At 65.1% G+C, this 15,300-nt stretch carries 13 protein-coding genes; 4 read left to right on the top strand and 9 right to left on the bottom strand.

Features of this window, described 5'->3' with window-relative positions; all coding sequences use genetic code 11:
- Positions 1 to 26 precede the first annotated feature (26 nt).
- On the top strand, positions 27 to 734 hold the full coding sequence (locus JL100_RS07420) for an SDR family NAD(P)-dependent oxidoreductase (RefSeq protein WP_202680083.1): 708 nt from the start codon (positions 27 to 29) through the stop codon (positions 732 to 734).
- 30 nt (positions 735 to 764) lie between these two features.
- Entirely contained in the window at positions 765 to 1,271 is a 507-nt protein-coding gene (locus JL100_RS07415; protein WP_202680082.1) for an arsinothricin resistance N-acetyltransferase ArsN1 family A, read from the top strand.
- A 45-nt stretch (positions 1,272 to 1,316) separates the two neighbouring features.
- Here JL100_RS07415 and JL100_RS07410 read toward each other — a convergent pair whose 3' ends face one another.
- From JL100_RS07410 to JL100_RS07385, 6 genes are all read right to left on the bottom strand, one after another.
- The gene (locus JL100_RS07410; protein ID WP_202680081.1) at positions 1,317 to 3,005 is read right to left on the bottom strand and encodes a methyl-accepting chemotaxis protein; all 1,689 of its coding nucleotides are present in this window, start codon (positions 3,003 to 3,005) and stop codon (positions 1,317 to 1,319) included.
- 162 nt (positions 3,006 to 3,167) lie between these two features.
- Positions 3,168 to 4,553, bottom strand: a complete 1,386-nt coding sequence (gene der / locus JL100_RS07405) for a ribosome biogenesis GTPase Der (protein ID WP_202680080.1) — start codon at positions 4,551 to 4,553, stop codon at positions 3,168 to 3,170.
- Positions 4,554 to 4,606: 53 nt separating this feature from the next.
- The gene (locus JL100_RS07400; RefSeq protein WP_202680079.1) at positions 4,607 to 6,001 is read right to left on the bottom strand and encodes an outer membrane protein assembly factor BamB family protein; all 1,395 of its coding nucleotides are present in this window, start codon (positions 5,999 to 6,001) and stop codon (positions 4,607 to 4,609) included.
- Positions 5,998 to 6,669 carry a tetratricopeptide repeat protein gene (locus JL100_RS07395; protein WP_202680078.1) on the bottom strand — a complete coding sequence of 224 codons (672 nt, stop codon included), beginning with the start codon at positions 6,667 to 6,669 and terminating at the stop codon, positions 5,998 to 6,000. The genes JL100_RS07400 and JL100_RS07395 overlap by 4 nt, the downstream gene beginning before the upstream one ends.
- A gap of 143 nt (positions 6,670 to 6,812) precedes the next feature.
- Positions 6,813 to 7,358, bottom strand: coding sequence for a thioredoxin family protein (locus JL100_RS07390; protein WP_202680077.1), 546 nt, complete (start codon positions 7,356 to 7,358; stop codon positions 6,813 to 6,815).
- Positions 7,359 to 7,976: 618 nt separating this feature from the next.
- Entirely contained in the window at positions 7,977 to 8,633 is a 657-nt protein-coding gene (locus tag JL100_RS07385) for a LuxR C-terminal-related transcriptional regulator (protein WP_201072483.1), read from the bottom strand.
- A 1,126-nt stretch (positions 8,634 to 9,759) separates the two neighbouring features.
- On the opposite strand from JL100_RS07385, the gene JL100_RS07380 reads away from it, so the two are divergent.
- Positions 9,760 to 10,449, top strand: coding sequence for a LuxR C-terminal-related transcriptional regulator (locus tag JL100_RS07380; protein WP_228421120.1), 690 nt, complete (start codon positions 9,760 to 9,762; stop codon positions 10,447 to 10,449).
- 167 nt (positions 10,450 to 10,616) lie between these two features.
- Here JL100_RS07380 and JL100_RS07375 read toward each other — a convergent pair whose 3' ends face one another.
- Positions 10,617 to 11,297, bottom strand: coding sequence for a LuxR C-terminal-related transcriptional regulator (locus JL100_RS07375; protein ID WP_202680075.1), 681 nt, complete (start codon positions 11,295 to 11,297; stop codon positions 10,617 to 10,619).
- 754 nt (positions 11,298 to 12,051) lie between these two features.
- Here JL100_RS07375 and JL100_RS07370 point away from each other — a divergent pair.
- Entirely contained in the window at positions 12,052 to 12,228 is a 177-nt protein-coding gene (locus JL100_RS07370; RefSeq protein WP_202680074.1) for a hypothetical protein, read from the top strand.
- Positions 12,229 to 12,351: 123 nt separating this feature from the next.
- On the opposite strand, the gene JL100_RS07365 is transcribed toward JL100_RS07370, so the two are convergent.
- Together JL100_RS07365 and JL100_RS07360 are read right to left on the bottom strand one after the other, a co-directional pair.
- Positions 12,352 to 13,860: an AAA family ATPase gene (locus JL100_RS07365; RefSeq protein WP_228421119.1), complete on the bottom strand. Its 1,509-nt coding sequence runs from the start codon at positions 13,858 to 13,860 to the stop codon at positions 12,352 to 12,354.
- Between the two features lie 222 nt (positions 13,861 to 14,082).
- Complete coding sequence (locus tag JL100_RS07360; protein WP_202680073.1) at positions 14,083 to 15,279, bottom strand: hypothetical protein; 1,197 nt, start codon at positions 15,277 to 15,279, stop codon at positions 14,083 to 14,085.
- Positions 15,280 to 15,300: the final 21 nt, after the last annotated feature.

The raw sequence follows: 15,300 nt of genomic DNA, 5'->3' as shown, positions 1-15,300 counted from the left end.
GATACCTGACCACGAGAACAGCCTCCATGTCCGAACCCCGCCTGTCGAACCGCGTCGCCCTGATCACGGGCGCATCCCGAGGCATCGGCGCCGCCGTAGCGGAACGTTTCGCCGCCGAGGGAGCGCATGTCATCCTCGCGGCCCGCACCGTCGGCGGGCTGGAGGAGGTCGACGACCGGGTCCGCGCCAAGGGCGGCACCGCGACGCTGGTGCCGGTCGACCTGATGGATTTCGACAAGATCGACCAGCTCGGCCAGTCGATCTTCGAACGGTTCGGGCGGCTCGACATCCTGGTCGGCAACGCGGCGATGCTGGGCGACCTCAGCCCGATCTCGCACTACGCGCCCAAGACCTGGGACCGTGTCTTCGGGCTCAACGTAACCGCCAACTACCGGCTGATCCGGAGCCTCGACCGGCTCCTGCGCGGGTCGGATGCCGGCCGGGCGATGTTCGTGACTTCGGGCGTGGCCCGCGGCCCGGTGGCCTATTTCGGCGCCTACGCCGCGAGCAAGGCCGCGCTGGAGATGATGGTCAGGATGTATGCCCTGGAGGTGGCGCTCTCGCCTCTGAAGGTGAACCTGCTGGACCCCGGCGTGGTGCGGACCAAGATGCGGGCCCACGGCTTCCCCGGCGAAGACCCGATGATCCATCCCGCCCCGGAGGAGATCACGGACCGCTTCGTCGAACTGGCCGAGCCCGCCTGCCGGCTGCACGGCGAGGTCGTTTCCGTCTGACCCAGGCTCCGCCCCCGCTCCGACGCCGCCATGCTGACCCGCCCCGCTACCCCGGCCGACGCCGGTCCGATCACCGAAATCTATAACCAGGGCATCGCCGACCGGATCGGGACGTTCGAAACCGAGCCTCGGACCGTCGAGCAGATCCGGGCCTGGTTCGACGCGACCGGCCCGCTCGGTCCCTTCCCGATCGTCGTGACGGAAGACGACGGGAAGGTCGTCGCCTTCGCCTCCACCTCGTCCTACCGGTCCCGGGGCTGCTACGGCGGCATCGCCGAGTTCTCGGTCTATGTCGCGCGGAGCGAACGCGGACGGGGCGCCGGCCGAGCGGCGCTGGCCGGGCTGATCGAGGCGGCCCGCCAAGCCGGATACTGGAAACTGGTGTCCCGCATCTTCACCGAGAACGGCGCCAGCCGCCGCGCCTGCGCCGCCGTGGGCTTTCGCGAGGTGGGAACCTACCTGAAGCACGGCAAGCTGGATGGGGTCTGGCGCGATGTCGTGGTGGTCGAACGGCTGATCGAAGAGAACCTGACCTGATAAGACGAAAACGGCCGGGCGGCGGGACCGCCCGGCCGTTTCCGATCACGCCGCCCTGATTCCGGACAGGAACTGCTCGATTTCCCGGCGCAGGGTGGTTGCCTGTTTGCCCAATTCCTTGGCGGCGCCGAGTACCTGGGTGGCGGCCGCTCCCGTCTGGGCGGCTGCCTGCGATACCTCCGACAGGTTGGCCGAAACCTCCTGGGTGCCCCGGGCAGCCTGCTGGACGTTGCGCGCGATCTCGAACGTCGCGGCGTTCTGCTCCTCGACCGCGCCGGCGATGCTGGTCGCGATCTCGTGGATCGAGGAGATCGTCTTGCCGATGCCCTGGATCGCGCCGACCGCCCCGCCGGTCGCCTCGCGCATGGCGGCGACCTGGGTCGTGATGTCCTCGGTCGCCCGCGCGGTCTGGTTGGCCAGGCTCTTCACCTCGGAGGCCACGACGGCGAAGCCCTTGCCCGCCTCGCCGGCGCGGGCCGCCTCGATGGTGGCGTTGAGCGCCAGAAGGTTGGTCTGCTCGGCGATCGTCTGGATCAGCCCGATCACTTCCCCGATGCGCTGGGCGGCGTCGGACAGTCCGCGGACCGTCTCGTTGGTCTGCCCCGCCTCCTCCACCGCGGAGGTGGCGACCATGCTCGACTGGGACACTTGGCGCGAGATGCTCTGGAGCGTGCTCGTCATCTCCTCGGTGGCGCTGGCCACGGTCTGGACATTGGCCGAGGTCTGCTCCGCCGCCGCAGCCGACGCGGTGGATTGGCGCAGGGTCCGGTCGGCGACCGCGGTCATGCCCTGGGCCGTATCGTCGAGCTGGTCGGCCGCCGCCGTCACGCCGCCGAGCACCGCGACGGCCTGCCGCTCGAACTGGCCGATCAGATCCTCGATCCGGGCGGCGCGCTGCTCCTTGGCGACCTGCTCCGCAGCTTGGCCCGCCTGGAGTTCCTTGGCCGTCACCAGGCCGTCCTTGAACACCTGGACGGCGGAAGCCATCCGGCCGATCTCGTCGCGGCGGCCGGTTCCGGTCACGGAGGTGTCGAGCCGGCCCTTGGCGAGCTGCCCCATCGTCTCGGACAGCGCGCGGATCGGCCGCGAGATCGAGGCGACCAGGAACAGGCCCGCGAGACTGCACAGGACCAGCGCCGCGACCATCGCGGCGACGATCAGCTTCCAGGTCATGCCATAGATCGCGGAAGAAATATCGCCGACCGACTGCCCGGAGGCGATGGTCACCCGCACCAGCTCCTCGGCATGTTTCTTCATGTCGCGGAAGGCGTTGCGGGAGTCGTTCAGGAAGACTTTGGACGCCTCCTCCTTCCGCCCTTCGCGCGACAGCTGGAAGACCGTCTTCGTGGCTTGGACATAGCGGCTCCAGGCCGCCAGATACTGTTCGTAGACCTCGCCTTCGCGGCCGGAAATGTCGAATTCTTCGTATTTCCTGCGGGTCGCCTCGATCCGCTCGACCAGCGCCTGGGCGAAGCGTTCCCGTTCCAGCATGAGGTCGATGTTCACTTCGGAGACGTGACCCGATTCGTAGGTCCTGTACTCGTTGGCTCCGGTGAGGAACTCCCCGACATATCCCGTGCTGGGCAACCAGCGGTCCCGAAGCTGCTCGGTGATCGCGTTCATGTCGGCCAGCCGGACAAGGGCGAAAAGCCCCAGACCTGCGGACACGGCGAGCACCAGCCCGAAGGAAATGAACACCTTCGTCTGGATCTTGAAATTGGTGAGGGTATTCATCGGTCTCTTGAACTCTTCCCTGAGGCGGGTGAAGGAATCGCCCGTCGGCAAGGCCCGGTCAGGCCCCGCAACTTGGGCAGGAAACCTGACCCATACCTGCAGGAAGTTTCAAAAGAGGTAACAATTACAAGAAGTTATCCGAGTTTTCCGGTAACTTAGGCGCTATTCCTCGGCATAAGGATTCTTGCCCTTGCGTGTCAGCATGCGGATCGGCACCCCGGGGAGGTCGAGCGCATCCCGCAACCCGTTCACCAGATAGCGGAGATAGTTCTCCGGCAGGTCCAGCGGCTTGCTGACCCACAGCGCGAAGGTGGGCGGGCGGGCCTTCACCTGGGTCATGTAGCGGATCTTGATCCGCCGCCCCTCGACCGCCGGCGGCGGATGCGCCTCGGTCATGCCGGCCAGCCAGCGGTTCAGGTCCGACGTGCCGACACGCCTGTTCCAGATCTCGTAGATGTCCAGTACGGCGTCGAGCAGGGCGTCGAGCTTCTGGCGGCGCAAGGCAGACAGGGTGACAACGGGAATCCCCCGGACCTGCGCCAATTGCGATTGCAACTTGTCGTCGATCTGCTTGAGCGTGCCCGCGCGGTCGGTGACGGTGTCCCACTTGTTGACCGCGATGACCAGGGCACGCCCCTCGTCCAGCACCATGCGGGCGATGGTCAGGTCCTGGTGGTCCAGGATCGCTTCCGCATCGACCACCAGCACGACCACCTGGGCAAGCCGGATCACCCGCAGGGCGTCGGCGACGGCCAGCTTCTCCAGCTTGTCGTCCACCCGCGACTTCCTGCGCATCCCGGCGGTGTCGACCAGCCGGATCGGCCTGTCCTTGTAGGTCCACTCGACGGTGATGGCGTCGCGGGTCATGCCGGCCTCGGGACCGGTCAAGACCCGCTCCTCGCCGACAAGGCTGTTCAGCAGGGTCGATTTGCCCACGTTGGGCCTGCCGACGATCGCAAGCTGGAGCGGGCGCACCGGTTCCGGCTTGCCGTCCTCGCGCGCTTCCGGATCGGTGCCGGCTTCGTCCTGCTCGGCGTCCGGCTGCGTCTCCTCGGGCGGCACGTAGGGTAGCAGGGCTTCGACCAGTTCCGCCAAGCCCTCGCCGTGCTCGGCGGAAATCGGCACCGGTTCGCCCAGGCCAAGTTCGAACGACTCGTAGAGACCCGGCGCCCCGGCCCGGCCCTCGCACTTGTTGGCCAGCAGGATGACCGGGGTCTTGCCCTTGCGGAGCCATGTCGCGAAGTGCTGGTCCAGCGGCGTGACGCCGGCGCGGGCATCGATCAGAAGCAGGGCGACGTCCGCCTCCTCGATCGCCCGCTCGGTCTGGCGGCGCATCCGCGCCTCGAGACTGTCGTCGAAGGCTTCTTCAAGGCCGGCGGTGTCGATCACGGTCAGGTCGATGCCGGCCAGCCGGGCCGGAGCCGCGCGCCAGTCACGGGTGACGCCGGGGGTATCGTCCACCAGCGCCAGCCGCTTGCCGACGAGCCGGTTGAACAGGGTGGACTTGCCGACATTGGGCCGGCCGATGATCGCGACGGTTAAAGACATTGCTTCCATGTAGGGAGCCGAGAACGGCTCCACCACTCCAATAATCGGCCGCCTCAGCGATAGGCGACCAGGGTACCGTCGTTGGTCAGGACGTAAAGCGTGCCGTCGGCCACCACCGGCGAAATGAACGCGCCGTCGGGCAGCTCGAAGCGCTGCTGCTCCCGTCCGTCCTCGGGGGACAGCGCCACCAAGTCGCCGACGGAATTCACCAGCCACAGGCGCCCCCCGGCCAGCACCGGACCGGTCCAGATGATCGGGCCGCTGCGGTCCTCGGGATCCTCGTAGCGTGCCAGCGGGGCGACCCAGCGCACCCGGCCGGACTGGCGGGTGAGCGCTATGACCTCGTTATCGTTGGTCAGCACGAAGATGAAGTCGCCGGCGACCCACGGGGTATCGACCCCGCCGATCTCCTGCTCCCAGGCGCGTCCGCCCGTTCGTTCGTCGATCCCGACCATGCGGCCGCTATGGCTGACGGCAACGACAAGCCCCCGGTCGATCACGGGCATGCCACGGATGTCGGCAAGGTTGGACAAGGCTCCGACCCGCCGCACGGCGGCCAGGTTGTCCGACCAGGCGACCCGTCCGTTCTCCGCCCGCAGGGCGAACAGCTCGCCGGAGGAATAAGGGGCTGCGACGATCGTTCCATCCACCGCCGGGCTTGCGGCGCCCAGCAGCCCCGCGGTCTCCAGGATGCCGGTGTGGGTCCACAGGGTGGCGCCGTCGCTGGCCGAATAGGCGATCAGCTGGTTATCCACCGTGATGACGAACACCCGGCCGTTCGCGATGGACGGTGCGGATCGCACCGGACCGGGAACCCGGGTCCTCCAGCCGATCGCGCCTGAGGCGGGATCGACCGACAGCAACTCGCCGTAGCCGGTGGTCACGAACAGCCTGTTGTCGGCGAAGGCGGCCCCGCCGCCCAGCGCGCCGCCGGATTCGTTCTCGCGCTCGACGCTGACCTGCCAGACCTCGCGTCCGGTAGCAGTATCGAAGGCGGTCAGTTCGTAATCGGTGTCGAGGGTATAGACCCGGCCGCCGGCCACCACAGGCTGGGCGAGCAGGCGCGTGTCGCTGGACGAGCCGGAACCGATGTCCGCGGTCCATGCCTGACGGGGCTGTGCCGCCAGGGCAAGATGGCCCATGGCATGGTCGGGATTGCCGCCGGCCTGGGGCCAAGCCGCGTTCGCGGTCGGTGCCGGCAGTTCGACCCGGAGGTCGGCCAGGCGCGGATCGGGCTCCAGCTGCCGTTCCAGCCGGAGCACGGAAATCCGCTCGCCGGGAAGCGGCGGCGGCTCGCTGTCGCCGAACCAGCTTCCCGAGCCGCAGCCGGCCAGGGACAGGGTCACCATGCCGGCGGCCAGTAGCCTGGCGCTCAGCGAGCGGGTGACGGATCGGCCGGCAGGCCGGCTGATGGACTGGGAAGACGATTGGGCGCAGCGTTGGGTCATTGCGGCTCGACAGCGTAGAGGGCGGCGAGTTCGGTGGCGCGGTTGCGGACACCGGAGGGGGCGGACGCATCGCCCTGGAGCTGGGCGAACAGCTTGGCGGCGGCATCGCGGTCGCCCGCGCGAATCGCCAGCAGGGCGGTCAACTCGCGGGCCGAATGACGCCACGGGCTGGTCTCCGCGGTCAGCGGCTGAAGCCGGGCGCGAAGCTGGCCCGGATCGCCGGACTGGACCTGATGCATGACGGATAGCACCGTCGCGAGATCGCGATAGACCTGCGCCACGTCCGAGGACTGCGCGAGCTGGTCGTAGATCGAGACGGCGGCCTCGCCATTGCCCTCACGGGCGCGCAGCCCCGCCTCGTAGAAGCGGGCCAGCGTTCCCGGTCCGGCACCCGTCTGCCCCGCGAAGGCGGAGAGCGCATCGGCCGCGGCCTCGGGGCTGCCGCCCGCGGTGCCGCCCTGCCCGTCCGGCGCACCGGCCAGGCGGAGCGCGTCGGCCAGTTGCTGGGTCTGGGTCTCGGCCTGCGACTGCTGCCAGCTGCGCCATGCCATGAAGCCCGCGGTACCGGCGACCACGGCGACCACGATCAGCGCACCGTACCGCTTCCAGAGCTTTTCCAATCGATCGCGGCGAAGCTCTTCATCAACTTCGCGGAAGATATCGGTCATATAGCTTTTTCCGGGCAGACGAAGTCCGCCGGTCCTCATGCGTCCGGGTTGGGCCGATTACCAGACGGCCCGATGGCGGTCAAGGCGGCATAGCGACCCGGAGCACGCCTGGAGACCCGATTCATCCTCCCGCCCGGCTTCGCCTAACGCCATTTGATCGAGCAGCCCATGCTGGGGATCTGCTCCGCCGGCCCCTGACCCGTCTCGGCTATGCGGACCATGGCGTCGAACAGTTCGCGCCGGGCGTTCGGAACCGGCTGGACCTTGGAAGCGTCCAGCCTGCCGCGATATTGCAGTTCCAGATCGGCGTTGAAGCCGAAGAAGTCGGGCGTGCAGACCGCGTCATAGGCTTTCGCGACCTGCTGGCTCTCGTCGATCAGATAGGGAAACGGCAGGGCGTGCCGTTCAGCGAACCGCATCATGTTGTCGAAATCGTCGTCGGGATAGCGCTCCGTGTCGTTCGACATGATGGCGACGGCCCGGACCCCATGGGGCTCCAGGTCGCGGCAGTCCCGGACGATGCGGTCGATCACCGCCTTCACGTAGGGGCAGTGATTGCAGATGAACATGACGAGGGTACCGTTCGGCCCCCGTAAGTCGGCCAGACCGTAGCGTCTGCCATCGGTGGCCGGCAGGCTGAAATCCACGGCTTTCCACCCGAAATCGCAAATCGTCGACTGTGCCGCCATTTGGCTTTTCGCTCCCGATCCGTTCTTATCATTCATTGCACCGCAACACGCGCGGAAACGCCGGACGTGCGGTGGATCATCAGTTTACAGCGCCATGCGCGAAGATCAAAGGGCCACGCCCCGGCGCCGCCATGGTGCTGAAGATCAGGGTGCCTGGAAGGCCAAGTGCCGCTATCGCAGGAAGTTGTCGCGCTTCAGCGTATCTAAGAAGCCAGTCGAGCCGGGCTGAGCGTGATCGGAACGAGCATCGGCCGTCATGGCGACGCTCCGGATCACAGGCTCGCCGCTCGGCAGGGCAGTCGATGCGGCCATGGTGGCCACTTCCTCCCTGTCCGGCCGCCGGTCCCGATGACTGACAGACGCTGTCGTCGCTCGGATGAAGCGGAACGTGCCGGCACGACTATCGGGCCGGGTTCCGCCGGGAGGTGCTGGACCGGCCTTGTTGGAACCCGGGGTGCCAGGAAAGACCGCATGCCCGACACAGGCATCAGAGTTGCTCCGGGGCCCGCCGCTTCCGGCGCGGAGACTATGGCCGGCCCGTGCAGCCTGGGGAAGTCTACCGGATCAAGCTGTCACGCACCTGTCGTCACGGGGGCGGAATGTGCTCGATCCGGTGTATCAGCGCTGGAGTTCCGAAGCGACGATGACCGCCTGGGTCCGGTTCTTGACGCCAAGCGACTTGAAGATGGCGGTGACGTGGATCTTCACCGTCCCTTCGGACAATCCCAGCTCATAGGCGATCTGTTTGTTGGACTTGCCTTCGCGCAGGCAGTTCAACACCTCCCACTGGCGCTGGGTCAACTGGTGGTGATTGGAGCCCCGGTCGCCGCCATGCTCAGTCTCGACCTTGATGGGGGTCGCCTTCGCCGCGACATCGGCATGGATCGCCGACGGCGGAAGATAGATCCCGCCGGAGAACACGAGGTTCAAGGCACTGAGCATGATCTTGACGCTGGACGACTTCGGGATGAAGCCGGCGGCCCCGGCATCCAGCGAACTGCGGACATCAGCCTGGTTCTCAGACGCCGACACGACGACGACCGGGGTGTCCGAGGCTTCGGTGCAGACCTGCTCCAGTCCTGAGAACCCCGGCCATCCCGGCATCTGGAGATCGATCAGGATCAGATCGAACGTGTCGCCGCCGTTCTGGACAAGCTCCAGCACCTCATCGAACGTACTGGCGTCGGTGAAGGTGGCATCGGCACTCAGTTGTTCCAGCAGACGACGCAAACCTTCCCTGAACAGCAAATGGTCGTCGCCAATCAATATTTTCATCGCTGCACCTCAAAGACGGCCAACCGCCACACGACAGAAACGTTTACAAAGGGATTTTGGCACAACGAAGTGCCGGTCGATTTCAAGTCACCGAACATTTCTCCCGACCGATACGATTTTCCACCATAGGTGCCGGAAAGCCCCCTGGCTTGACCGCGCCTTGACCTGTCCCGACGCCGTCCCGTACTCGGCGGATCCCCTACCCCCGGCGATCCAGGGAGAGCGGCTTGCCGCCCGCGCGCGAGAACCTACCCAATCCGACCTCCCTCGCTCCGGACTGCCCAGTTTCCTATAGTTAGACGATATAGCACGGCGGCAGCGATAATAGGCACAGCAATCGGCACCCGGCTTCTCCTTTCGGAGTACCGTGGCGAAAGCGCACCCTCGTAAGAGGTCAGGGCATCTCGACTTCGCGCATCCGCAAAGTTCATCCGAAGATGCCGGCCAATATGGCCGGCTGGTGGCGTCCAGTCCAATCCGGGCTGACCAAGCAAGACTGCCCTCTCGCGGGTGTATTGGGGTTATACCGTCCGTATCGGGGCAGATCTCGTTTATTTCGAGCCATCGGATCGCCACAATGCTTAGATTGTTATGCGAACTCGCCCCAATAATGCCCCATTCACGGCCTTCCGGCGCTCGCTGGTCGCATGACCGAATTCGGAACGTAACGTAGCAACCGCACGGCCCCTCGAATACCAGCCCAGCCACGAACAGCGCGGACACAATCAAAGGAGATAACCAAATCCGCAACTCACAACCAAGCTTTGCCAGAAAGACGCACTTTTGCGCCGGTCTCGACCGGATGGGTTGCCACGATAAGCAGGAATATAACCTCATTGCTATATTTCCGCAGCGCAATGCCTGGGATATTGTAAATTAACCAAATCCAACTACTTTGGATTTTAGCTTGCCTAACGGTCTAAATTTGATGTTTGTTGTCTCGTTTCTTTCCTCCCACTGGTCAATTCTTTGAGACCTTAACGATGACGACAGATCAGCCGATGCCCTGCCACCCACCACCGCACGGTGCCCTTCCCTGCGGCGCCGGGCAGAAACTGAGAGCAGTGCCATGCATGCGCCGAACGACCAGACCACCCGACAGGTCTTCGCCCCCGGTTTGGATAATATGAAGTTGAACACAGTGACGCCCATGCATGTCTGCCTCGTCGTTGACGACGACACGATCGCCGAGCCGCTCGTATCGGCGCTGGAAAGCGCCGGTCGACACCGGATCTCGGTGTTCCACGACATTTCCGATCTGCAGCAGAGCAACATAACGCCCGACGCGATCCTGATCGGCGTCCAGCAGTTCGCGGCATTGCGCGAGAACGAGCCGATGGTGTACCTGCGGCTCTCCCGCCGGAGCCGCATCGTCGTCGTCCTGAGCAGCCGCGAACTCCTCGATGCGGCACATATACTGGCCTTCGCCGATGCCTGGGTTTTCCAGGACATCAATGTCGGCAGGATCAACGAACTGATCGATCTCGGGCTCGAGGGGCATTGCCTGATGCCCAAGCAGTTCCTGTCGCGCCTGGGCGTGGACGAGATCAGGCTGACATTGCTCCCTCGCCTGTCGTCGGTCGAGTTCCAGACGCTCCTGCTGCTCGGCCAGGGACTGAACAACAGGACGATCGCGGACCAGTTGGACCTGTCGGAAGCCGTCATCAAGTCGATGGTGCGGAGCGTCCTGTCGAAGCTCCATTTCCGCAATCGTACCGAGGCGGGCGTATTCGCTGCCCGTCAGCAGCCATCCCTGGAGCAGGCCCGCAACGCCGAGTCAGCGCCGCCCCTCGCGGTCAGAAGCTCCGAGGGTTGATCCCCGGGGGACCGGAAACGGGATCCACTCCCCTGCTGACGAAAAGAAGGCCGCCATCCGCATTCGGCGGAAGGCCGGCCTTCTTTTTTCATCCCGCCGGGGATCAGGCGCCCATTCGGCGGGCGCCTGATCCCCGGGGCGGTATGGACAATGATCCGTATCCAGGCTCAGGCGATGGAAGCCGCCGCGCTGCCGGTCAGTTCCCCGCCGATGCCGTTGTTCAGGGCCCAGATGGCGGCCTGGGTGCGGTTCGACGCGTTGATCTTGCGCAGCAGGCTCTTCAGATGGACCTTCACCGTCGCCTCGGTGATGTTCAGGTGATTGGCGATCATCTTGTTGCTGTCGCCGTTGAGCAGGCAGCGCAGGATCTGGACCTCGCGCTGGGACAGGCCCTTGCGGGAGATCGGCATTTCCAGCCCGTTGCCGTTCACCCGGCCGCTGATCAGCAGGGCCGCGAGGTGCGTCGGGAACACTTTCTCGCCCATCATCACCAGGCGAAGAGACTGCGCCAGCGCGTCGGCCGAGAGATCCTTCATCAGGTAACCATCGGCACCGGCCTCGAGGGCGTTGGCCAGACGGCGGGTGCACAGGTCGGTCGTGAGAACGACCATGCGGGTATCCGGCAGCAGGGACCGCAGCCGGCGCATGGCTTCCGCTTCGTCGTCACCGCCGTTGACCAGATCGAGCAGCACGAGCTGGGGCCGGAGTCCGGACTCGGCGATCGCCACTCCTTCGCGAAGGTTTCCCGCTTCGGCGACGATCTGGAACGGTGAGTCGTCCAGAAGGCGTTTCAGCCCTTCACGGAAAAGTTTGTTCGAGTCGATCAGAAAAGCTTCGGTACGTTGCATAATCCGCTCCCGCGCTGAAAGGTACTTGTAGTTCTTGTTTCTTGCGCCGGTTGATCGATCGGATGGCCGTCGCTAGCCGTCCAGTCTCTTTCCAGGTCGCACCTTCTTCTCTCTTTCGGATGAAGTTACCCCAGAGGCGACTGACAGGATATCTCTCCATTGGAATAAACCGAGCACGCGTTAGACATAGGTCCAAAGCTCCCCAATGTTAAGAGTAACTCTCTCAGCCTTTCTTATCCGAAATTTCGAGGTACCGTCGCGAAAAAAGACTAGCCAGTTCCGTTTCCGCAGACGAGGCATCTTACCCGAAGTCACTGTGTTACTTCAGATTACTGCGCTATTAAGCATATAGTGCACCGCACAATCGCTCTGGTCAATATCGTATCGAGCCGACATTCACCACCTGAGCAAAGTTGACTTGGCAGCGCATGCATCTGCCCCGGTCTTCACTGGTCTCCGAGAACACACCGACGTACTTGAACCTGGCATGCGTCAGGAGCACTGGATATGATCGCAGAGCATCCGTCCGCCAGCCAAACCGTCGCAAATATGGTTAATATAAATTTACGATTTACGCCAGACTCGGGTGAGGCGAATTACCCCGCCCATCGCCGCATTCAGGGGAGGTGCGGCCTTTCGAGCACACTTTCGACCAATGGACACCCCCAAAGGGGTGAACCACATTGCGGAAATCGGAAGGAATTGTGCCCGTGACGAGACATCGGAGAACCCGGCGGGAAGGAAGCCAGCCGGGATGACGCCCCTGCAGGGAATCGGATTGTTCGTAGCGGCCTATCTGGCGCTGCTCGCGCGGAGCGCGTGGAAGCAAGGTGAAATCAGGCAGTTCCTGATGAGCTGCCTGATCCTGGCCACCCTGTTCGCGTCGTTGGCCGCAGTGATCGCGACCTACATCTACTTCAAGACCCACTGACCGACCAGACAAGGTCCTTCGCCCGGGAGGCCGGGTCGAGTCGCTCCTGAAACTCCCCGTACGATATCGGCGCCGCCCCCGGCGGCCGGCACCGATACCGTACGGAACACCGGTTTCGGCCGATCAGACCAGGCCGCGCTCCTTGGCTTGGCGCATCAGCACGTATTGGCGCATCATCTGATTGCGGAAACGATAGCGGAAGCCACCGGGCTCGACGATCCGCTGGAGGACGCCTCCCCGCTCGTCATCACTCAGCCGGCTCAGGGGATACTGCAGGGACAGCAACGGCAAGGGTTCGCCCGATTCGCGGATCGGAACCTGCGCCATGTCTCCGGGATGGAAGCTGCCGTACTCGTCGGACCGGCACTGCGCCGCGACGTACAGGACGTCGGAGAAGGACGCCTTGCGGTCAGGGCCGAGAGCCTTGTTGTACGCCTCCACGATACCCCGCTCGGCCTCTTGCACGCAGCGCGCCACGGCATAGGCAAGATCCGCGCCGTTCACCTGCGTGGCGCCGCGGCTGACCGCGCTCCGCGCGGCGTGGAGCGCCAGGAGCTGCGCATAATAGGGCAGTCCCTTGGCGAGCATCACGATCCGGTCGCGGACCTCCTCGCTGAATCCCACGCCCGCGGCCTCGGAGCCGGCCACGATGATGCGGTCGATCTCCTTGTCGCTCATCAGGGGCAGGTGCACGGCGACGAGGGAACGCTGGATCGACGGATGCTTGCCCAGCAGCTGGTCCAGGCTCTCGGCCACGCCGACGACGAACAGCGTCACCGGGATCGAGCTGTCGGTCAGGTTCTTGATCAACTCCGCCAACTTGTTCCGCAGATCCTCGCTGGTCACGCGGTCGTACTCGTCCAGGACCAGCAAGACATGGGCGCCCTGGATTTCGGCCAGGACGTCGTTCAGCTCGGTCACGCTGAACTGGCCGGACGGCAGCAGCTCGTCGAAGCTCGACATGGTGCGCCGGGCGGCGAACGGGTTGTCCACCTCGGACCGGTAGAAGGTACCGGGAATCCTCCTCAGGAAGTTCCGGAAAATGTCCTCGAAACTCAGCTCCGCGCTGCAGGTCAACTTCAGCGTGAAATATCCCGCTTGCTGGGCGATCTGCTGGATGGCGTTGGCGAGCGAGGTCTTGCCCCGGCCGCGGTCGCCGAACAGGACTACGTGCGCCCGCTCCTCCTCGATCGCCGCGATGATGCGGCGCAGGGTGTTCAGCCTGCCGACGAACAGGGAATTGACTTCCTGCTTCGGTCGCGTCGGGGTGAAAGCCTCGCGCAGCGCCTTGTTCAGCTCCGGAGTCAGGCCCGGGAGATGCCCGCTCGCCCGCGACCGCAAGGTTCCGGCGACCGGCAGCGAGAAGCGCGGCAGTTCCAAATCCTCGTCGTCACCCCGAGGCCGCGGTGCCGGATGGTCGTCTCCCTTCCGGGCATGCAGCAGGCCGGATGCGGACCGCATCATCAGGCCGCGGTCTTCGGCCGCATTGCCGGCGTGCCCGAGCCCGCCCTGGCGGGAAAGCGCAAGATCCGCGTCCTCCCCCTCTCCCCGGTCGGAATCATCGTCAAGGTCGGAGTCGCCCAGGTCGGAACCGCCCAGGTCGGACACCAGCCGCGGCCCGAACGGTGTCACGCGCGGGTCCAGATCCGGCCGGACATTCTCACCTGCGCCGGCCTCACCGAACTGGGGATTACGCCGTTTCCGGAAAAAGTTACGCATACGTCGGTTGTACCTTTGAACACACGGTTGATGCCACGGTCAGTAGTCGGAAACCATGCCCCTATCAATCTGGGGCCGGGTCCAGGGTTCCCTCCGGGGTGCGTTGGTATATACCTCGGAGGGATCCCCCCTCGGTCAGGACGCGATCGCCGTCCGCGTCTCCGTCCGAACCTGGCTCGCGTTCAGCGCCGAGCGCTCGATTTCCTTCCAGGCCCGGAGGGCCAGGCTGTCCGGAAGCTCGACGTCTTCCATGCGGATGATGTCGCCGCGCTTCAGGGGACGGGTGATCACCGCATCGGCAAGCAGGCCGATCGGAACGTGGCCCACGGTGTCGGCGATGCGCACCGCTTCGCCGCGCACGTCGAAGCTGCCGATGCCCGACGCGATCCGGTCGCCCGGCTTAAGGTCGCGCTTGACCACGGTGCAGACGCTGGCGACCGGCGCGGCCGAGTTGTCCAGGAGGATGCGCCGCTCGTTGACGACCCGCTTGATCGTCTTCAGGATCTCCAGGTGCACGAAGATATTGTGCTTCAGGATGACATAGTATGGGCCGTCGCCCAGTTTCAGGTAACGCAGCGCGCCCTTCTGGCGGGGATCGTGCTTGCCGACGATGAAGACGCCGTGTGGCAGCTTGAGCGACAGGACATAGTCGCTGATCGGCTTGCCGAGCCTGTCGGCGGCTTCGGCAAGCTGGGTGCCGCCCGCCTTCAGGTCGTCCTCGGGAACGCCCAGCATGCCCGGCTTCGCGATTTCGGCGCCCAGGCCGTTGGCGACGAAGGCCTGCTCGATCTGAACCTTGGTGCCGTCGGTGAACGAGGTCACCATCGGCAGGCTGATGCCGCTCCGGTTACCCCAGTAGGTCATGTCCTCCAGGGTCGGATCATGGTTCAGGAAGCCCTTGATGTTGCCGTACACCAGCGGCTCGAAACCCATCTCCAGCGCGTCCTCGCGGAGTGCCGCCTGGTCGCCCGGCTGGTCGCCCTCGGCCTCGGTCACCAAGCCCTTGCCGACGAAATAGGATCCGGCGGTGATATGGAACTCCGAATTCATCGTGACCACGGGCAGGTTGGCGCTGAGCGCCGCGGCCACGACGTCCGTCGCGTGGATCGCGTCGCCGGTGCATTCCAGCACGACGTCGGAATTCTCGATCAGGTCCGCCAGGGAATTGGTCAGCAGCTCGGGCCGGGGAAAGCCCGTGCAGCCCTCGACCGGGCGGCGGGTCAGGACCCGGGAGGCCGTGAAGCCCTTCTGCCGGTCCAGCGCCATGATGAAATGCGAGGAAATGAAGCCGGTGCCGACGACACCGATCCGGATCTCCGGACTGTGCTGCATGATAATCTCCCTTGGGGGGCG

It is taken from the genome of Skermanella mucosa, assembly GCF_016765655.2.
GTDB lineage: Bacteria > Pseudomonadota > Alphaproteobacteria > Azospirillales > Azospirillaceae > Skermanella > Skermanella mucosa.
This window is presented reverse-complemented; position numbering and strand designations above follow the sequence as displayed.

Bases quoted from the DNA above. Each gene is read 5' to 3' on its own strand.
- JL100_RS07420 (WP_202680083.1), top strand. From the start codon at position 27: ATGTCCGAACCCCGCCTGTCGAACCGCGTCGCCCTGATCACGGGCGCA.
- JL100_RS07415 (WP_202680082.1), top strand. From the start codon at position 765: ATGCTGACCCGCCCCGCTACCCCGGCCGACGCCGGTCCGATCACCGAA.
- JL100_RS07410 (WP_202680081.1), bottom strand. From the start codon at position 3,005: ATGAATACCCTCACCAATTTCAAGATCCAGACGAAGGTGTTCATTTCC.
- der (WP_202680080.1), bottom strand. From the start codon at position 4,553: ATGTCTTTAACCGTCGCGATCATCGGCCGGCCCAATGTCGGCAAGTCC.
- JL100_RS07400 (WP_202680079.1), bottom strand. From the start codon at position 6,001: ATGACCCAACGCTGCGCCCAATCGTCTTCCCAGTCCATCAGCCGGCCT.
- JL100_RS07395 (WP_202680078.1), bottom strand. From the start codon at position 6,669: ATGACCGATATCTTCCGCGAAGTTGATGAAGAGCTTCGCCGCGATCGA.
- JL100_RS07390 (WP_202680077.1), bottom strand. From the start codon at position 7,358: ATGGCGGCACAGTCGACGATTTGCGATTTCGGGTGGAAAGCCGTGGAT.
- JL100_RS07385 (WP_201072483.1), bottom strand. From the start codon at position 8,633: ATGAAAATATTGATTGGCGACGACCATTTGCTGTTCAGGGAAGGTTTG.
- JL100_RS07380 (WP_228421120.1), top strand. From the start codon at position 9,760: ATGAAGTTGAACACAGTGACGCCCATGCATGTCTGCCTCGTCGTTGAC.
- JL100_RS07375 (WP_202680075.1), bottom strand. From the start codon at position 11,297: ATGCAACGTACCGAAGCTTTTCTGATCGACTCGAACAAACTTTTCCGT.
- JL100_RS07370 (WP_202680074.1), top strand. From the start codon at position 12,052: ATGACGCCCCTGCAGGGAATCGGATTGTTCGTAGCGGCCTATCTGGCG.
- JL100_RS07360 (WP_202680073.1), bottom strand. From the start codon at position 15,279: ATGCAGCACAGTCCGGAGATCCGGATCGGTGTCGTCGGCACCGGCTTC.